This is a genomic window from Bacillus sp. GW821-FHT01G09 (assembly GCF_059422205.1).
The window spans coordinates 261,420-280,639 of record NZ_JBWKWL010000001.1; the positions used below are offsets into that span (position 1 = coordinate 261,420).

Annotated in this window: 20 protein-coding genes and 1 other RNA gene; 5 read left to right on the top strand and 16 right to left on the bottom strand. The window is 45.6% G+C overall.

The features are described 5' to 3' along the window. Positions 1-84: 84 nt before the first annotated feature. From AC07VD_RS01335 to csoR, 4 genes are all read right to left on the bottom strand, one after another. On the bottom strand, positions 85-2,193 hold the full coding sequence (locus AC07VD_RS01335) for a heavy metal translocating P-type ATPase (RefSeq protein ID WP_216995525.1): 2,109 nt from the start codon (positions 2,191-2,193) through the stop codon (positions 85-87). Between the two features lie 159 nt (positions 2,194-2,352). Beyond that, positions 2,353-4,764, bottom strand: coding sequence for a copper-exporting P-type ATPase CopA (gene copA, locus AC07VD_RS01340; RefSeq protein WP_494721630.1), 2,412 nt, complete (start codon positions 4,762-4,764; stop codon positions 2,353-2,355). An 83-nt stretch (positions 4,765-4,847) separates the two neighbouring features. Then, on the bottom strand, positions 4,848-5,057 hold the full coding sequence (gene copZ / locus AC07VD_RS01345) for a copper chaperone CopZ (RefSeq protein WP_003244260.1): 210 nt from the start codon (positions 5,055-5,057) through the stop codon (positions 4,848-4,850). 73 nt (positions 5,058-5,130) lie between these two features. Beyond that, entirely contained in the window at positions 5,131-5,436 is a 306-nt protein-coding gene (gene csoR / locus AC07VD_RS01350) for a copper-sensing transcriptional repressor CsoR (protein WP_003228404.1), read from the bottom strand. A gap of 127 nt (positions 5,437-5,563) precedes the next feature. On the opposite strand from csoR, the gene iolW reads away from it, so the two are divergent. Further along, positions 5,564-6,640 carry a scyllo-inositol 2-dehydrogenase gene (gene iolW, locus AC07VD_RS01355; protein ID WP_217001739.1) on the top strand — a complete coding sequence of 359 codons (1,077 nt, stop codon included), beginning with the start codon at positions 5,564-5,566 and terminating at the stop codon, positions 6,638-6,640. Between the two features lie 36 nt (positions 6,641-6,676). Here iolW and azoRB read toward each other — a convergent pair whose 3' ends face one another. The 11 genes from azoRB to secG all read right to left on the bottom strand — a co-directional run bounded on the left by azoRB (position 6,677) and on the right by secG (position 16,560). Next, complete coding sequence (gene azoRB, locus AC07VD_RS01360; RefSeq protein ID WP_003235159.1) at positions 6,677-7,312, bottom strand: FMN-dependent NADH-azoreductase AzoRB; 636 nt, start codon at positions 7,310-7,312, stop codon at positions 6,677-6,679. A gap of 137 nt (positions 7,313-7,449) precedes the next feature. Continuing rightward, positions 7,450-9,366 (bottom strand): FUSC family protein, encoded by a 1,917-nt coding sequence (locus AC07VD_RS01365; RefSeq protein ID WP_494721597.1) that lies wholly within the window; start codon positions 9,364-9,366, stop codon positions 7,450-7,452. A 165-nt stretch (positions 9,367-9,531) separates the two neighbouring features. Further along, the gene (locus AC07VD_RS01370; protein ID WP_017695155.1) at positions 9,532-9,933 is read right to left on the bottom strand and encodes a YvaD family protein; all 402 of its coding nucleotides are present in this window, start codon (positions 9,931-9,933) and stop codon (positions 9,532-9,534) included. After that, on the bottom strand, positions 9,930-10,289 hold the full coding sequence (locus AC07VD_RS01375) for a DMT family transporter (protein WP_085185764.1): 360 nt from the start codon (positions 10,287-10,289) through the stop codon (positions 9,930-9,932). The genes AC07VD_RS01370 and AC07VD_RS01375 overlap by 4 nt, the downstream gene beginning before the upstream one ends. After that, positions 10,286-10,858 carry a TetR/AcrR family transcriptional regulator gene (locus AC07VD_RS01380; RefSeq protein WP_494721596.1) on the bottom strand — a complete coding sequence of 191 codons (573 nt, stop codon included), beginning with the start codon at positions 10,856-10,858 and terminating at the stop codon, positions 10,286-10,288. The genes AC07VD_RS01375 and AC07VD_RS01380 overlap by 4 nt, the downstream gene beginning before the upstream one ends. A gap of 110 nt (positions 10,859-10,968) precedes the next feature. Further along, positions 10,969-11,763: an SDR family NAD(P)-dependent oxidoreductase gene (locus AC07VD_RS01385; protein WP_003228388.1), complete on the bottom strand. Its 795-nt coding sequence runs from the start codon at positions 11,761-11,763 to the stop codon at positions 10,969-10,971. 182 nt (positions 11,764-11,945) lie between these two features. Then, positions 11,946-12,308: a transfer-messenger RNA gene (gene ssrA / locus AC07VD_RS01390) on the bottom strand. A 176-nt stretch (positions 12,309-12,484) separates the two neighbouring features. Then, on the bottom strand, positions 12,485-12,955 hold the full coding sequence (gene smpB, locus AC07VD_RS01395; RefSeq protein WP_003220025.1) for an SsrA-binding protein: 471 nt from the start codon (positions 12,953-12,955) through the stop codon (positions 12,485-12,487). A gap of 144 nt (positions 12,956-13,099) precedes the next feature. Beyond that, positions 13,100-15,439, bottom strand: coding sequence for a ribonuclease R (gene rnr / locus AC07VD_RS01400; RefSeq protein ID WP_003228386.1), 2,340 nt, complete (start codon positions 15,437-15,439; stop codon positions 13,100-13,102). An 18-nt stretch (positions 15,440-15,457) separates the two neighbouring features. Next, complete coding sequence (locus AC07VD_RS01405) at positions 15,458-16,198, bottom strand: alpha/beta hydrolase (RefSeq protein WP_003242610.1); 741 nt, start codon at positions 16,196-16,198, stop codon at positions 15,458-15,460. A 131-nt stretch (positions 16,199-16,329) separates the two neighbouring features. Continuing rightward, on the bottom strand, positions 16,330-16,560 hold the full coding sequence (gene secG, locus AC07VD_RS01410; RefSeq protein WP_003220028.1) for a preprotein translocase subunit SecG: 231 nt from the start codon (positions 16,558-16,560) through the stop codon (positions 16,330-16,332). 148 nt (positions 16,561-16,708) lie between these two features. Between secG and AC07VD_RS01415 the strand changes: the two genes are divergently transcribed. Next, positions 16,709-17,479 carry an alpha/beta fold hydrolase gene (locus AC07VD_RS01415; RefSeq protein WP_494721595.1) on the top strand — a complete coding sequence of 257 codons (771 nt, stop codon included), beginning with the start codon at positions 16,709-16,711 and terminating at the stop codon, positions 17,477-17,479. Positions 17,480-17,518: 39 nt separating this feature from the next. Here AC07VD_RS01415 and AC07VD_RS01420 read toward each other — a convergent pair whose 3' ends face one another. Further along, complete coding sequence (locus AC07VD_RS01420; RefSeq protein WP_009968172.1) at positions 17,519-17,752, bottom strand: helix-turn-helix domain-containing protein; 234 nt, start codon at positions 17,750-17,752, stop codon at positions 17,519-17,521. A 151-nt stretch (positions 17,753-17,903) separates the two neighbouring features. Between AC07VD_RS01420 and rghR the strand changes: the two genes are divergently transcribed. From rghR to catR, 3 genes are all read left to right on the top strand, one after another. Next, positions 17,904-18,311 carry a transcriptional repressor RghR gene (gene rghR, locus AC07VD_RS01425; RefSeq protein WP_494721594.1) on the top strand — a complete coding sequence of 136 codons (408 nt, stop codon included), beginning with the start codon at positions 17,904-17,906 and terminating at the stop codon, positions 18,309-18,311. A 29-nt stretch (positions 18,312-18,340) separates the two neighbouring features. Next, positions 18,341-18,760, top strand: a complete 420-nt coding sequence (locus AC07VD_RS01430; RefSeq protein WP_014480905.1) for a helix-turn-helix domain-containing protein — start codon at positions 18,341-18,343, stop codon at positions 18,758-18,760. A 91-nt stretch (positions 18,761-18,851) separates the two neighbouring features. Beyond that, a complete protein-coding gene (catR, locus tag AC07VD_RS01435; protein WP_024572576.1) occupies positions 18,852-19,178 on the top strand; it encodes a catDE operon transcriptional regulator CatR in 327 nt (108 codons plus the stop codon). Positions 19,179-19,220 lie beyond the last annotated feature (42 nt).

Here is a 19,220-nt window from a genome sequence, read left to right on the forward strand (position 1 = left end):
CGGATCGCAATTGATCCACTTCTTTATTTTAACAAGACAAGCGCCGATAAGAAAACCCCGAAAAAATGAATTCTCTCCGACAATTTATTTGTTTTTGAGACGCATGACGCGCATAGCGTTTGCCACAGCGAGCAGTGTAACACCGACATCTGAGAAAACCGCTTCCCACATGGTTGCAATTCCAAATGCTCCAAGAATGAGAAAGATCGCTTTCACACCTAAAGCAAAGCCGATGTTTTGCCACACGATTCGCCGTGTCCGTTTCGCAATCCGAATCGCTTCTGCTATTTTTGACGGCTGATCTGTCATCAGCACGATGTCTGCGGCTTCTACCGCGGCGTCTGACCCAAGGCCTCCCATCGCAACCCCTATATCTGCGCGTGCAAGCACCGGCGTATCATTGATGCCGTCACCGACAAAAATGAGTTTTTCACTAGGCAAAAGCTTAGCTTCTAATGCTTCGACCTGCGCGACTTTATCTTGCGGCAGCAGCTCTGCATATACCTCACCAATCCCAAGCTGTTTTCCGACGGCTTCTCCCGTTTGTTTCGAATCACCCGTCAGCATAGCTGTCTGTTTGATCCCAAGCGACTTCAGATCAGCAACCGCCTGTGCTGCGTCTTCCTTTACTTCATCCGCTATGATGATTGCTCCGGCATAGCGTTGATCAACAGCAACGTGTACGATTGTTCCAGCATTTTCATCCGGGACATCCTCAATTTGTTCTCTTTCCATGAGCTTTTTATTCCCGGCAAGGATCTCAGTTCCATTTACCTTTGCAAAAATGCCGTGGCCGGGGATTTCTTCGTATGACTCTATCTCATCGGAGGAAAGCATTTTCCCGTAAGCTTTACGCACAGATTCAGCAATCGGATGCTGTGAATGAAGCTCAGCGTATGCCGCCGCTTCAAGTAATCTATCCTTTGTAAAACCTTCCGCAGGTTTGATTTCTGTCACTTCAAAGCTGCCTTTTGTTAGTGTTCCCGTTTTATCAAACACCGCGTATTTGACTTGATTCAAGGCTTCTAAATAATTGCTTCCCTTTACAAGCACTCCGGCCTTTGAGGCCGCTCCGATTCCGCCGAAGAAACCGAGCGGAATAGAGACAACAAGCGCACAAGGACAAGAAATCACTAAAAAGATAAGCGCGCGGTACACCCAATCGGAAAGCGCGGCGCCAGAAAGAACAAGCGGCGGAACAAAGGCCAGCAATACCGCAATGATCACAACAGCAGGTGTATAATACTTGGCAAACTTCGTGATAAAGTTTTCTGTCCGGGCTTTACGGCTGCTCGCATTCTGAACCAAGTCTAATATTTTTGATACTGCTGATTCCTGATAGCCCTTTGTGACTTCAATATGCAGAACGCCGTTTTGATTGATAAAGCCTGACATTACATCTTGTCCTTCCGCAGCTTTTCTCGGAACGGACTCACCTGTTAAAGCAGATGTATCAACCATCGCTGACCCTTGCACGACCTTACCGTCCAGGGGTATGCTTTCTCCCGGATTAACCACAATGATGTCTCCTGTCTGAACGTCCTCCGGGGAAACCTGTTCGATGCCGTTCTTTGTTTTGAGATTGGCGTAATCAGGCCGTATGTCCATTAACGCACTAATTGATTTTCTGGAACGGCTGACCGCGGCTCCTTGAAAAAGCTCACCGATTTGATAAAACAGCATAACGGCGACCCCCTCAGGGTATTGCTGAATCAGAAAAGCGCCGATTGTGGCAAGAGCCATTAAGAAATGCTCATCAAACACCTGACCGCGGATGATGTTTTTGACTGCGCGGATTATAATGTCACCGCCGATAATCAAATAAGCACCGAGGAAAAGGAAAAATTCAATGGTTCCCGAATGAACCAAATATGCCGCTGCGCCGAGAATGACAGCCGCCGCCATTCTGATCAGCATATTGACCATTCTATTACGATAGCCATCATCAGCTGATTTCTTTATATGCTTTTGGCGAACCGTTACATGCGGATCAATTGATTTCACTTTTTTCTCTACTTTATTCGTGACCCATTGCTCTTCTTTCCCATCGGCTGAGACAGTTAAGGTGCTTGCCGCAAAATTTACCGCGCATCCGTCAATGCCTTTTATGCCTTTGACTCCATTTTCGATTTTTTGGGCACAATTGCTGCAATCCAAACCGTCCAGAACGTATTCCTGTTTCACTAGTCTCACCTTACCTTCCGATTTAGGGTTCCCTCTTCAAAGCGTATCAATGAGTATTGTATTTATTTTATATATATGAGCATATACTCATATATAAGTTACACCTATTATATGTTGTTTTCCAAGAAAGTGTCAATGAAAAACAAAAACCGGCATATAGCCGGTTTTTCATTTTACTTTTTGCAGACGAAGAGCATTCAGAACAACGGAAACGGAGCTGAATGCCATTGCTGCTCCTGCTATCCACGGTGCTAAAAATCCAAGTGCTGCGATTGGGATGCCGAGGCTGTTATAGCCAAGCGCCCAGAATAAATTTTGTTTAATGTTTTTCATTGTCAATCTGCTCATGCGGATTGCGTCGGCAATGCTGTTCAGATCGCCGCGAATCAGTGTAATGTCTGCTGTTTCCATGGCAATGTCCGTTCCAGTTCCAATCGCCATGCCGATGTCAGCTGTGGCAAGCGCCGGCGCATCGTTAATTCCGTCGCCTACCATTGCTGTCTGGCGGCCTTCTTTTTGCAGGCGGGCAATTTCTGCTGCCTTTTGTTCTGGAAGGACTTCCGCAATGATATTCGTAATTCCCGCTTCCTTCGCGATGGCTTCTGCGGTTCTGCGATTGTCTCCTGTCATCATGATGACATCAAGGCCCAACTCTTTCAGACGGGCAACAGCCTTCCGTGACGTGTCCTTAATCGTATCTGCAACCGCTACTAGCCCAGCTGCTTCTCCATCAATGGATACAAGCATAACTGTTTTTCCTTCTGCCTCTAGCTCTTCCATTTTGGCGAGAAGAGCTCCATGCTCAACCTGTTCGCTCTCCATTAATTTTCTTGTGCCGACGAGAATGCTTTTTCCTCCGGCTTCAGCCAAAATGCCTGCGCCGACTTTTGCTTCAAAACGGGTTAGCTTCGGTATCTCAAGCCCTTTATCTTTCACGCCAGCAATAATCGCTTCGCCAAGCGGATGCTCTGATCCCGTTTCGGCTGCCGCTGCAAATTGAAGCAAATCTTTTTCTTCAAAACGGCCGAATGGAATGGCATCCGTCAGACGCGGCTTCCCGTTTGTCACGGTTCCGGTTTTATCAAGAACAATTGTATCGAGACGATGCGTTTTTTCTAAATGCTCGCCGCCTTTAAATAAAATCCCGAATTCAGCAGCGCGTCCAGATCCAGCCATTATGCTCGTCGGAGTGGCAAGACCGAGGGCGCAAGGACAGGCAATGACAAGAACCGCAATGAACTTGCTGATCGCTTCAGCAAAATCGCCAGGAGCCGCCCAAAGATACCAAATGAGAAAAGTGAGAACGGCAATCCCCAATACAATGGGTACAAAAATGCCTGAAATCTGGTCAGCGAGACGCTGGATCGGCGCTTTTGACCCTTGTGCTTCCTCAACAATTTTGATGATATGAGAAAGCGCAGTATCCTTTCCGACGTTGACAGCTTTAATTTTCAGGAAACCGTTTGCGTTAACGGTTGAACCTGTCACGCTGTCACCAGGATTTTTGTCAACAGGAAGACTTTCTCCTGTAATCATCGATTCGTCAACCGCTGAGCGGCCTTCAACCACTTCTCCGTCGACAGGAATTCGTTCGCCAGGTTTGACGTAAACAATGTCATTAACAAGCACTTCGTCGATCGGGATAATTTGCTCCTGTCCGTCTCTTACAACAGTCGCTGTTTTCGCTTGAAGCTTCATCAGCTTTTTAATCGCATCCGAGGAACGGCCTTTTGCTTTTGTTTCAAACAACTTGCCTAATAAAATCAGCGTCAGCAAAATCGCGCTTGTTTCATAGTAAAGGCCGTCTGTATGCCCATGGGAGCCAAGGCTTTGAAAAGTAAGATAAAGACTATAAGCGTAAGCAGCCGTCGTACCGAGGGCGACCAATACATCCATATTGGCGCTTTTATTTCTAAGCGCCTTATACGCACCCACATAAAACGGCCAGCCGATCAGAAACTGGACTGGTGTCGCCAGCGCAAATTGCATCCACGGATTGAGAAATATATCCGGTACCCAAATGAATGATGTAAATGTAAAATGGCTCACCATCGCCCAAAGCAATGGAAATGACAGGACAGCTGAAAAAATCAGTCTCGCCGTTTGCTTCCGTTCTTCTTTCTTTTTAGCAGCAGCAGCCTCACTGTCCTGTTCACCCTTCAACTTTAGCTTATATCCAAGCTTATCTACCGCTTCTTTCAAATCGCCGACAGACGCTTCTTTCGGATTGTACTCGACCGTAACCGTTTCTAAAGCGAAGTTTACTGGTGCATTTGCGACGCCTTCTATTTTGTTAAGCCGTTTTTCAATCCGATTGGCGCAAGCCGCACAGGTCATGCCCTCAATATCGAATTCAGCTTTTTCTGTAACGACGTGATAGCCCAGCTTCTCTATTTTTTCCTGAATCGCTGCAGTCCCTGTTTCAGCAGGATCGTAGATTACATTTGATGTTTCCGTTGCCAGATTAACATTTGCATCCGTGACACCGGGCATCCGCTTCAGGACTTTTTCAATTCTGGCAGCACATGCCGCACAGGTCATACCAGAGACCTGCATCGCGATTTCCTTTTGTTCACTCAACATACTCACTCCTTTATATACACCTGGGGGGTATATAAAAATGAAAGAAATATCGCGCCTCCCTAAAGGCGCGATACCTTGAATCACTTGGCTACATCATAGCCCTGATCTTCTATCGCATCCGCAATATCTTTGACTGATACTTTGTCAGCATCAAACGAAACATCGACTTTACCCGCTTCCAGATTGACATGAACGGCACTGACGCCGTCCAGTTCTCCTACGCTTGTTTCTACTGCTTTGACGCAGTGCTGACAAGACATTCCTTCAACTTGCAATGTTTTTTGTTCCATATCAATTCCTCCTGTTTATTCTTTCTATTTTCATCCTACCATACCCCCGTAGGGTATTACAATAAAAAACGCTTTATGATTTTGTGAACTTTTTAAATACGTCCAAAAGCTCAGAAATGGCCTGTTCCCCGTCTCCGCTTTTGATGGCATCTGCTACACAATGATGGGCATGATCCTCAAGCAAATGAAGCGCCACATTTTTCATTGCCGCCTGAACAGCTGAAATTTGCACAAGAATATCTACACAATATCTGTCGTTTTCCACCATGTTTTGAATGCCTCTGACTTGACCCTCAATCCGCTTAAGCCGGTTTGTAATCTGATCCTTTTCTTTCGAGCTTTTATGGTTTAATGTTTTATGTTCGTTATGCTTTTCCATGCGTACACCTCTGTTTAATGATATTAATTCCCATTATACTGATTGTCCAAACGGTTGTCTAAGCATGCCGACGCAAAAAATGAATCAGTTAGGTTTTACCATTTGATCAGGAGGGTATATACTTCTGTTGATAACGCTTTTAAAGGGGAGAAGAAAAGTGGATACGATCAAGGTTGGAATATTAGGATACGGATTGTCCGGTTCTGTTTTTCACGGGCCGCTGCTGGATGTTCTGGATGAATATCAAATCAGCAAAATCATGACATCACGGACAGAAGAAGTGAAACGGGACTTTCCAGATGCTGAGGTTGTACATGAGCTTGAGGAAATCACAAATGACCCTGCCATTGAGCTTGTCATTGTCACCACCCCGAGCGGCCTTCATTACGAGCATGCTATGGCATGCATACAGGCCGGAAAACATGTTGTGATGGAAAAACCAATGACAGCAACGGCCGAAGAGGGGGAAACATTAAAAAGGGCTGCCGATGAAAAAGGCGTATTATTAAGCGTATATCATAACCGACGCTGGGATAACGACTTTTTAACGATTAAAAAGCTGATCTCTGAGGGATCCCTTGAAGATATCAATACATATCAAGTTTCCTATGACCGCTACAGACCTGAAGTTCAAGCGCGGTGGCGGGAAAAAGAAGGCATTGCCACTGGAACGCTGTATGATCTCGGCTCCCACATCATAGATCAAACCCTGCATTTGTTTGGGATGCCTAAAGCCGTGACTGCAAACGTGATGGCCCAGCGGGAAAATGCCGAAACGGTTGACTATTTTCATTTAACCCTGGATTATGGCAAGCTTCAAGCCATTCTATACGGAGGATCAATCGTTCCGGCAAACGGACCTCGTTATCAAATCCATGGAAAAGATTCCAGCTTTATCAAATACGGAATTGACGGACAGGAAGACGCACTCAGAGCGGGAAGAAAACCAGAGGATGACAGCTGGGGTGCAGATGATCCGGAGTTTTACGGACAGCTTACAACCATTCATGGCTCCGACAAAAAAACAGAAACGATCCCATCAGTAAATGGCTCCTACCTTACTTATTACCGTAAAATAGCGGAAAGCATACGGGAAGGTGCTGTGCTGCCAGTCACTGCTGAGGAAGGTATTAATGTCATCCGCATCATTGAAGCCGCGATGAAAAGCAGTAAAGAGAAACGAACCATTATGCTGGAGCAATAAAACAAAAGCCTCCCCAAATAAGGGGAGGCTTTTTCATTAGAATGTTTTTCCTGCTTCTTTCGCACGCGCAATCGCGTCTTCTTTGATTTGCTGTGCTTTATCAGGCTCCGCATTATGTCCCTCTACGAAAATGCCATCGAATGATGGTACCCCGAAGAAGTTCATCATGATGCCGATGTAGCGGTGCCCCATTTCCATCTCAGCCGCAGGGCCTTCTGAATAGTAGCCGCCGCGCGCTTGGATATGAATTGCTTTTTTATCAGTCAACAAGCCAATAGGGCCTTGTTCTGTGTATTTGAATGATTTTCCTGCAACAGCAACAGAATCGAGATACGCTTTCATCACTGGCGGGAATGAGAAGTTCCATAAAGGAGTAACAAATACATACTTATCAGCTGATGCAAATTGATCGCTAAGCTCTCCCAAACGGCCTACTTTCGCTTTTTCGCTTTCAGAAAGCTCTTCAAAGCCTGTACCTGACTGAAGCTTTCCCCATCCGCTAAATACATCTGCGTCAATGTGCGGGATGTTTTCTTTGTACAAATCGATATGTACAACTTCATCATTTGGATTCGCTTCTTTGTAAGATTCGATAAATGCTTTACCTGTTGCCATACTGTACGAAGTTGCTTCGTCATGCGGATGAGCAGTGATATATAATACTTTTGCCATTTTTACCAGCCCTTTCGTTTTTAAAAATCACACATCAATTATTATCATACAGATGCATAATGATTATTCTGTCTCTCTTAGACTTTATTATAGAGACAAAGAAATTTACTTTCAAGTAAAACATCTCGAATTAAAGATTATTTAACTTTCCAAACAGCTTTCTTTTCAAAAGCTGTTCTCAAGCCGGAATACAGCGCGGACAGTTCTTTACTGATCCGAGGATAATGAGGGACATGCGGCACTTGAATATCCGCAGGCATCCTTTTCACTATAAAGGATTGCTCAGCCTGTTCAAAAAACGCCCGCAGCTGGTTGATCTCTTCATCAGAAAACGGAGCAGGCGGACGGCGGTGAGCTTGCGCCGAGAGCAAATAGTACCCTAAGTGCTGAGCACCGGAAATGGCAGGCCAGAGCGCCTCCGCATTCGCGTGAGGAAACTCGCCAAGGGCCTTGTCATACGCATCCCGAAGCCTGACAAGACTCACCCTTAACTTGTGTTCGTCGGCATTCTGCCCGGTTAACAGTTTCTCCATAAACTGCCCTTCCAGCCGGATGACGTTCCTCATCAGTTCAGGCAGTCGCTTCGTTGAAAACCGCCGCCACAAAAGTATTGTTCCCAACAGCCCGATCACGCTGCCGACAGCTACATCAGTCAGCCTCGCTATCATAAAATAACCGGCACCCGCGCCGCCATGCATACTTTCTGTGATAACAAGCGCATTTGCGGTTAAAAAGGGAACAGCCAGCGCATAATTGCGGACGATCAGCATCTCAAGAAGACATTGCAGCGCTGCAATACAAAATGCAATATAAACACCGCCCGGCTTAAAAAACAGGATTGCGCCTGCCAGCATAACACCGATCACCGTTCCGGCCGAACGCTGAATAGCCCTGTGAAGCGTAAAAACAACAGTAGTGCCAAGCATGACCGCTGCTGCCGAAAGCGGAATCCAATAGGAGCGTGCAAAGCCGAATACGAGGGCAAACATATCGGCGGCAAACAGAACAATTCCATACTTTAACGCTCTAATCAAAACCGGAGACTTCCAGTCAAAGGCATTTCTCAAAAAGTAAAAAGAGGATGGCAGGCGGCTCGGTTCCCCGTCAAGCTGCTTATCAAAACGTCCTGAAGCGATATGCAAAACCTCATTGATTTCTTCAAACAGCTTCCGCCTAGGCTCAGATTCGTTCTCATTAATCTGAAACGTACCGGAAACCCGTGCATGCGCAAGCATATCTCCGGTTTGGCGAAGTGCCTTTTCAATCTGCGCGGTCTCTCTGTCCGGCGTTTCAGCTGAAAAATGAATAATGGCAATGAATATGTCGTCAGCTTTTTCAAGGAGGCGGAAAAACCGTTCATCACGCCGCGATTTTTTCCGTTTATTCCCTTTCCCAAGAACCGTTTGGCGGGCTGTTCTAAGCATGAGCACCGTCTGATGCTGTGCGTTATGAAAACCTGGCGTTCCGACGGCTGAAAGACATGCAGCCAGCTGATGATATGTTTTTTGCAGCACCGTTCCCTCCGGTCCATGTTTGTTCCATAACGAGCCGATTAAAGCGATACCCATGGCGAAGATGCCGCCGAGAAACGTCAGTCCCGCTCTGAACAGCGCTTGTGAAGGATCGGCCGGCAGCCCGGAACTGACTAAAAAGGCAAGGACAAAAAACATCGGCGCAGGGCCTTGAATGCCGAGCGCGCTAAAAATAAACATCGCCGCTGCACCGATCAGCCCCAAAACAGCCGCCATCATCCAAAGCATCCCGGACAAAAGCGTCCCTAAGCCAAATGAGAGGGCGATCCCAATGGAAACCAAGAGCAGCTTCAAGGCGCGCTTTTTGTATGATTCACCGCCCGCATATAAATAAACAAAGCCTCCGATACTTGCAGTTAATCCGTAATCCGTGTGACCTGCCAATGCTCCGACCAGCACAGGAAACCCTGAAGCGAAACCTGATCCGATAGCCTTTTTCCAAGGAAATGGATTTGCATGAATGCGAAAGGCATCCTTCACGATAGGCATGATTCTTTGATTGTTCGCAGCAGTTTTGTTCATTTGACAAAATCCTTTTCAATGAATGTGTAGAACTTTTCCCGTTTCTTCGCTTTAGTATGCCCAAAAACGCGGTTAGCTTCTCAATTGGTGCGCCCGATAAAAAAACAGAGACTTATACCGTCTCTGCTTCATTACATCAGTTTATTATCATAAAAGCGGCACCTGTCAGGACTGTTTTGTCCTTCTGCCTTCCTTTAAGAGCAGGTGAATAAAAAATAAAGGATAAATCAATAGATACCCATTAAACAGCCACCACACAAGATCAAAGTCCCTGCTGAATGTCCAGAATGATAGCGCCTGCAGACCTGAACAACAGGTCAGCACAAGAGAAATCAGCGCCATCAATTTCCAGTCAGCACGATTCACCCGCTGTAGGTACAAGCTGTACAACCCTGTGACAGAAATCAGGATATCCAGCGGAAAAAAAGACCAGTTCCAAGCGATCATAAACGGATGGTCATGATGTTTAAAAGCCCAGCTTTCCGGTATGAGCGAAAACCCGGCTGACAGCCAGTACAAGATAAAACCGATATCAGTCACGAGAAAAAACAGCTTCATATATCTCATTTGTACTGCCCGCTTTTATGTACCGGCTCAGACACCGCAGCCTGCTCGATCAGGTTTAAAGACACAACACCGGCAATAATCAATCCAATTGAAATGACTTTCATGACACTAACATGTTCTTGAAAAAACAAAAAACCAACGACTGTAATCAGGACAATTCCCATCCCTGACCATACAGCATAAGCAACTGATACATCTATTGATTTTAGCGTAAGCGTCAGAAAGAAAAGACTCCCTCCATAAAAGAAAATCAACAGCAAACTGGGAATAAGCTTTGTAAAACCGGACGATAGCTTCATGCTGACCGTTCCCGCAACCTCAAACAAAATCGCCAAGCATAGAAACACCCAATTCACGTGGCATCAGCCTCCTCATCAGCTGTTATACCGTTAAACAAAACATCTACAATTGATTCAAGCACCTCTCCTGTCGTGAACTGATGTTTCAGTGGATATTCAGGGTCATACACTTGATTGATGCTCCCTATATACATGTGAACAAACAGGTCCGGATTGATGTTTCTGATTCTCTTTTGCTGTTTGCACTCGTTTAATAATGCTAGGACAATCGCCCATTCTTCCTTAATAAACGCATCTAATGTAAGCCACGCATCATAATGGTATTTCTTTAGTTCATTTAATAATCCCATGTTCAGCAGTTCCATCCCCTGCGGAAGGCTGATCAGCATTTGTTTCACCTTTTCAAGCACATTTAAACTATCATTTTCATAGATGTCTCTTTCCATTTGCTTCATTTCAGCTATAAATTGTTCGACAACCGCCTCAACAAGCTGATCTTTAGATGAATAATATGCATAGAGCGTCCGCTTGCTCGTTCCCAGCGCTGCCGCCAAATCATTCATAGTAAATGAAAATCCTTTCAGCTTAATCAGCCGGATGGTTTCCGCCATAATTCTTTTTTCCACATTAATCCCCCGCTTTCGGTACCAAGAAAACTATTTCGGTACCAATATTATACGAGAGAAATTTATGGAAATCAACAATATATAAAAAAACCTCTCCTATTGGGAGAGGTTTAAAAGACACTGCGGACCAAACCGCCGTCCGCCCGAAGTGCCGCGCCATTGATCGCAGAGGAAAGCGGACTGCTTAAAAATGTAACGAAGTGGGCGATTTCTTCCGGACGGATCAGTCTTTGAATAATAGATGTCGGCCGGTTTTCTTTCATAAAACGTGCCTCAGCTTCTTGAACAGTCAGGTTTTCACCAGGATACAGCGAGTTCAGCATGGTTTCCACACCCTCTGTTAAGGTAGAGCCCGGCATGACGGTGTTGACTGTGACATTCGTGCCGGTTGCCAGCTCCGCCAAACTGCGGGAAATGGACAGCTGCATCGTTTTTGTCGCACTGTAATGCGCCATTTCCTGTGACGGCATAATCGCCGCTTCACTGGCAATAAAAATCACACGCCCTTCCTTTTTCTCTATCATGTTATGCAAATACCTGCGTGTCAGCCTTACACCGCTCATAATATTCACTTCAAAAAAACGAAACCATTCATCGTCGGGAATATCAAAGTACTCCGCCGGTTCAAAAATCCCTAAATTGTTGACCAAAATATCAACCTCTGGATATGCCTGAAACAGCTCATTGCAGCCTTCTTCTGTTCCCAAATCAAATGCAGCCGGATAAAGAACCGCTTCAGCATGTTGTGTTTTCAGTTCATCTATCGTCTGATTCACTTTCTCTTCCCGGCGTCCGTTAATGATCACTGCCGCCCCTTCTTCAGCTAACGAAGAGGCAATAGCTTTTCCGATCCCAGATGTCGAACCGGTCACCAGTGCGGTTTTTCCTTGTAAATTCAGCTTCATTATTCATCCCTCCGTTTTTGATTCCTCTTATTTATTGACAGAAATCTGATTGGTGAAACATCTGCTCTGCAATCAGTATGAAACAGCTGGGATTGAAATGGAAGTACGCACTTTTTGGTGCCTGTGGTTTGGAGAAAAAATAAAGCAGAACCTCTTGAGAGGTTCTGCTTTATTGTCAGTATGTATGGAGACGGTGGGAGTCGAACCCACGTCCAGAAACATCGATTACTTAAGCGTCTACGAGCGTAGCCTGCATATTTATGGTTTCACTCATCTTCTTGCCTGCGGGCGGGCCTTCCGAGAGCTAGTCTGTTCATCTCTTCTTACGTTCTCAGACAGGAACGCAAGCGTAGCCTACTTAGATGTGCTCTTCACAGACACATAGGCAATGTCAGGAAGAGCTCGCTGCGCTTATTAGGCAGCTAATGCTACGTTTTGGTTAAAACTGTTAGTTTTGCCAGTTATATTTAAGTGCGTGTTTACGAGATCGCCTCTCGGCTCGCAGCTCAAGCTCGATCCATCCCTGTCGAATCCGTAACGTCCCCTTGGTATAAGGGAAATACGGGAGAAAATATCAAGCTCTCACTCAAACTGGCTATAGTCTTATTATAACATGATCACGGCTCTTTTCAATTGTCAAATCCTTCAAATGAATGGCGTCGTGATCTGATCGTGAACACAGTATAGCACAGGCCTGATTTTCGAATCAAGCACTATGCCTTTAGAAGCCTTTTTGACTGTCTCTGAACGCTCTTTCGATTTCCCGCTTCGCGTCCTTGCGCTTCAGATCTTCCCGTTTGTCATAGTTCTTCTTCCCTTTTCCAAGGCCGAGAAGCACTTTCGCAAAGCCGTTTTTTAAATACAGCTTCAGCGGAACGAGAGAATAGCCTTTTTCCTTTGTTAACCCGATCAGCTTATTAATCTCCTTGCGGTGCATTAACAGCTTTCTTGTCCGGAGCGGATCGTGGTTATAGCGGTTTCCCTGCTCATATGGGCTGACGTGCATATTGTGGAGAAACACTTCTCCCCGTTCGATTTTGGCGAAGGAATCTTTAAGGTTTACGCGGCCGGCGCGAATCGATTTGATTTCGGTTCCTTGCAGGACGATGCCTGTTTCATAGGTTTCTTCTATAAAATAATCGTGGTTGGCTTTCTTATTTTGAGATAATACTTTTCCTGACCCTTTTGGCATGCCAGAACCTCCTCTCTCTAAGGAAAAACTGTCCACCTTTTGCGATACGCTCTATTTTACCAAATGTCACGTACCGCTACAATGAAAAGCTGTTTCCGAAAGAAAGCAAATAGAGCGCTGCGGCCCTATTTGCTGGTTGAGCTGCTATTTCTTCTTTTTCCGTTTCTGTTTCGGAGCATTCTGGAAGCCGCGTTTTTTCTTTTTCTTCTTCGGCTTAGTGAACCACTCCCCTTTTTCCTCAGACGGAGCTGGAGAAACAGGCGTATTGGTGCTTTGAACACGTTTTCTGGCAGGCTTTCCGCGTTTTCTGCTCCGGCTGCTGTCCAATTCTCTCGGACGCCGCGGAGTGCCCTTCATGCCGACAATTTCAAAGTCGATATTGCGCTCATCTTTATTGACATCGACAACCTTGACTGTGATTTCATCCCCGATGCGGAAGACGTTGCCTGTCCGCTCGCCGATCATTGCGAAATGCTGTTCGTCAAAGCGGTAGTAGTCATCTGTCATAAAGCTGACATGGACGAGTCCTTCAATTGTATTCGGCAGCTCGACGAACATTCCGAAGTTTGTCACAGAGCTGATCATGCCGTCAAACTCTTCACCGATTTTATCAAGCATGTATTCCGCTTTTTTCAGATCATCCGTCTCACGCTCGGCGTCAACTGCACGGCGCTCCATAGATGATGTATGTTCGGCGATATCCGGCAGGCGTTCAGCCCACTTTTCCTGTGTCGCTTCATCGACTTTGCCGTTGATCAAATACGTTCGGATCAGACGGTGAACGATTAAGTCCGGGTAACGGCGGATCGGCGATGTGAAATGCGTATAGAATTCTGTTGACAGACCGAAGTGCCCCAAGCTTTGCGGGTCGTATTTCGCCTGTTTCATCGAACGGAGCATAACAGTAGATATAACCGTTTCCTCTGGTCTGTCACGCACAGCGTCCAGAATGCTTTGCAGCGCGCGCGGATGAATATTTCCCGCCGTTCCTTTCACCACATAGCCAAATGTCGTCACAAACTCTAAAAACTTTTGCAGCTTTTCAGCATTCGGCTCTTCGTGAATCCGGTATATAAACGGGACGTTCATCCAATGGAAATGCTCCGCCACTGTTTCGTTTGCTACAAGCATAAATTCTTCAATCAGCTTCTCGGCGACAGAGCGTTCTCTGATCACAACGTCTTTAACCGCTCCTTCGTCATCAACAAGCACCTTTGCTTCTTTGAAATCAAAGTCAACGGCGCCGCGGTCCATCCGCTTATCGCGCAGAATTTGAGCCAGACGCTCCATGTCTTTGAACATCGGAACAAGAGGCTCGTATTTTTGTTTCAGCTCTTCATCATCGTCAACAAGAATTTTATTCACATCTGAATATGTCATTCTTTCCGTTGTTTTGATGACACTTTGGAATATCTCGTGCTCTGTCACCTGTCCCTGACTGTTAATTGTCATTTCACAAGAAAGCGTCAGGCGGTCAACCTTTGGATTTAAGGAGCAGATGCCGTTTGACAATCTGTGCGGAATCATCGGGATGACACGGTCAACCAGATACACACTTGTCCCTCTTTCAAGCGCTTCTTTGTCAATCGGCGAGTTTTCGGTTACGTAATGGCTGACATCAGCTATGTGAACGCCAAGCTTGTAGCTTCCATCATCAAGCTTCGTCACGGTAACTGCATCATCCAAATCCTTCGCATCCGCACCATCAATGGTGACAATCACCTGGTCACGGAGATCACGGCGGTCTTTCAGATCTTTTTCATCAATAGTGTCAGGCGTACTTGATGCCTGTTCCATCGCGTCAGCTGGAAATTCTCCCGGCAGGCCGTGCTTATGAATGACTGATAAAATATCAATGCCCGGGTCGTTTTTGTGGCCGAGAATGGTTTCAACCTCACCCTCTGCGTTCATACGGCCTTCAGGATAGCTCGTCAGCTTGACAACAACCTTATGTCCTTCCGCAGCTCCATTTTTCCCATTTTTCGGAATGAAGATGTCACTCGTGATTTTTTTGTCGTCCGGAATGACAAAGCCGAAGTTTCTCGTTTCTGTATACGTGCCGACAACCCGCTGAATCGCTCTTTCTAAAATCCGTATGACGGTTCCTTCCTGCCTGGAGCCGCTTGACTGTGAGTTCAGACGCACCATGACGATATCGCCGTTCATTGCCGTATTTAGCTCATTAGGCGGAATAAACACATCACTTAACGACGTATCCTCAGGCAGCAAAAAGGCGAATCCTTTCGCATGGGCTGAAATCTTTCCTTTTATTAAATTCATCTTCTCCGGAATGCCGTAGCGGTCGCTTCTCGTCCGTACGATAAGCCCTTTTTCTTCCAAGGCGACTAACGCTTTGACGAGCTCTTTAAACTCCTCGGCTTCCGTAATATTTAACATCTCCTCAAGTTCCTGAACGGTCAGAGGTTTGTACGCCTCTTCCTTCATAAACGAGAGAAGCTTTTCCATAAATGCTTCTTTTTCCATTATCCGACCTCCTGTTGATTACCAATCGAGCTTCTCTAAAAATTCATACACATCCTGATGGACGAGGTCACGTTCTTTGTCGAGTGTAATGACATGCCCTGATTCCTCGTACCATTTCAGCTGTTTATCATCAGTTTCCACTTCGTTGTAAATAATATTGGCGCTTTCGGTATTAATCATGTGGTCATGACGGGCCTGCACCACAAATGTCGGTGAATAAATCATATCGACATTATTCCGCACATCAGCAATTAAGTCTTGCAGCGCCTTGAGGGTATTCATCGGCGTTTTTTCGAATTCTTTCATTTCCTCTTCAATTTGCTCCGGGCTTTTCCCCTCAAACTTTTTGTAATTTCGAGCGTATGAAAGAACGCCTTGATACATGACCTCTTCACTCTTAATATGCATCGGTGCGCACATTGGGACAATTCCCTTTATGGGTACAGTGTAACCCAATTTCAGCGAAAAAACCCCGCCAAGCGACAGTCCGCAGGCAGCAATGCTCTCATAGCCTTCAGATTTTAAGTATTCATAGCCATCCATTACGTTTTTCCACCAGTCTTCGGGCCCCGTATGTACAAGTTCTTCAGGCGGGACGCCATGTCCTTCATATTGAGGCGCGTGGCACGTATAGCCGCGTTCATTCAAATATCGTCCCAGCATCCTTACATCCGCTGTATTTCCTGTAAAGCCATGCAGCAAAAGCACCGCTTTGTCTCCGCCTTTAAATGTAAATGGTTTTGGTGTCACAACTTTCATGCTCATGTCTCCCTTTCTATCTGCACGATCATTTTAGTTTTCCACAGTTTAATCAGAAAAAAACGTTTTGAATATCATCAAGAAACGTGAAAAAGGCCTGACTTCACATCAGACCTTATACAAACATTGCCCTATAGGATATAAGCAAGCGCAATCGTTAACACGAAAAACAAGACTGCCAGCACTACCGTAATGCGGTGCAAAATTAAATCAAGACCTCTTGCTTTTTGTTTCCCGAAGAGCTGCTCCGCTCCGCCTGAAATCGCACCAGATAATCCGGCGCTTTTACTGGATTGAAGCAAAACGACAATAATAAGTGCAATGCTGACGATAACCAATAAGGTAATCAAAACTGCGTGCATCCCATACACCTCCAGACTCACTGGCTACATTACTTCTATTTTACATGAAAAGGGTTGGCATGTCACGCTGTATCAGACGCCAAAAGGCCGGATAAGACGTTTTATCTTGGTTACCCTATTCATATGAAAAGGTCAAAGGAGAAAAGCGATGCCGCTTATCAGCATAGACAGCAGGAAACATCTTTTTTATGAAGAATATGGACAGGGAATCCCTATCATTTTTATCCACCCGCCGGGCATGGGACGAAAGGTTTTTTATTATCAGCGCCTTCTATCCAAGCATTTCAGGGTGATTTTTCCGGATTTAAGCGGCCACGGTGACAGTGATCACATCGATCAGCCAGCGTCTATTTCCTATTACGCAAACGAGATCGCGCAATTCATGGACGCTTTGCACATTGATAAAGCTGTGTTATTCGGGTATTCTGCCGGAGGCTTAATCGCGCAGCATATCGGCTTCACCCGCCCGGACAAAGTGTCACACCTTATTCTGTCCGGCGCCTACCCCGCTGTTCATAACGTAATCGGCCAGAAGCTGCACAAACTGGGAATGTATCTGCTTGAAAAAAACCCCGGTTTGCTCATGAAAATCCTCGCTGGCAGCCACACAAAAGACAGACAGCTTCGCAGCATATTAACAGACCATATGAAAAAAGCAGACCAGGCCCATTGGCATCAGTATTATCTGGATTCGCTTGGCTACAACTGCATTGAACAGCTGTCCCGCCTAGACATGCCAATGCTGTTTATGTATGGCGGCCTGCGGGACTGGACCTTTACAAACGCAGGCTATTACCGAAGATCGTGCAGACATGCCGAATTTTTCAGATTGGAATATCAGGGACATCAATTGCCGACAAAACAATGGAAAACGTGCAATGAGCTGGTGACAGGGTTTGTGCTGACACATCATTCATAGGACTAGAAAACGCTTGGCTTCCTTGCGTTTTTTGTTACTTTATTGACTTTTGTCAACGAAATCATAGTAAAAAAGATCCTCAAATTTCAAATTAAAATAGTGAAGCATTTTACCAATCACAAGCTGCCCCGGCCTTCTTTCTCCATTCAGCACGCGGCTCAGTGTGGCGGGTGAGACTCCGATTTCCAGCGCAAGCTGATTAAGGGAATAATCGTTATTAACCATATACTGCAAGACATAATCACGTCTAATCTGTATCTTTTCTACTGGCACTTTCCTCACCTTCCATTCCTGAAAAACTTTTTTCTATACTTTTACATTACGGCTTATGTTAACTTTTGTCAATACATTTCCAGTCTACCTATTCCCTTTAGTCAATAAACATACTAAAATATGAGTAACAGTGAGGGACGGGGTGAGATATATGGAAAGCTTTGGCGAACAATTACGGGCATTGCGTGAAGAGAGAAAGTTAACAGTCAACCAGCTGGCGACTTATTCAGACGTAAGCGCGGCCGGCATCTCCAGAATCGAAAACGGAAAACGGGGCGTTCCCAAACCTGCCACCATCAAAAAACTGGCAGAGGCCTTAAAAATTCCTTATGAGGGACTTATGTACAAGGCTGGTTACATCGAAGAAGTGCATGAAGCCAGGGCCCCTTATGAAACGAAGTGCAAGCTGCTTGAAAAAGCGGAGGCCTATGATCTGAAAAACCTTGCGCTTCTTGAGAACGAAAAGTGGCAATATCTCAATAAAGAAGATTTGCTCATGCTGGATCATTATTTTTCGTTTATTTCAGACGAAGCCAAAAAACGGTCTGCTGATGACTGACTCTTGATAGAAATGTGAGGCGATAGACCATGTCACCGTTCGGACAGCAATTACGGGAGCTGCGCCGCGCCCGCAAACTGACAGTGAATCAGCTTGCGGTGTACTCAGGCATCAGCTCGGCCACCATTTCAAAAATTGAAAACGGCAAACGCGGGACGCCAAAACCCGCCACGATTAAAAAACTGGCAGCCGTCCTGAAAGTGCCGTACGAAAACCTAATGGCCGCCGCAGGCCATATTCAGGCCTTTCCTGAAGAAATCCGCGAAGCATCTGAAAGCTATCAATCCGTTTATGAAATTTACCAGACGGCTGTCACTCGCGGAGCGGAGCACCTCCCGATTTTCAATAGTCAAAAATGGGAACATCTCTCAAAGCAGGATATTGAAAATCTCAGCAAATACTTCGATTTTTTGTCTTCAGAAGCAAAAAAACGCGCCTCTTCCTCATAATCCCCTGTTTCTCTTTCTATATTTTATCAATCACGCTTGCATACCCTCCCTCGTTATTTGCGTTATAATAGTGACAGACGAGGTGAAAAGTATGAACCAATCAGAAATGTGTCCTAGATTTGAAAAAGCAGTCGACATCTTAAGTAAACGCTGGGTCGCTTTAATCGTATTTCAGCTCTTGAACGGGTCGCAGCGATTTAGCGAAATTGAAGCAGCACTTCCAAATCTAAGCGGCAGAGTTCTGTCAGAACGGCTGAAAGAACTTGAGCTTGAAGGAGTAGTGAAGCGGGATGTCATCCCTGAAACTCCGGTTCGCATCGAATATTCATTGACTGATAAAGGAAAGGCACTAGCACCCATATTAGGTGAGATTTCTAAATGGGCGACTGAATGGATTGACCCTTCCTTTCTTTCTTAATTAATTACTAAAACGGTTCTGATCTCAAAGACGAGAAAAGAA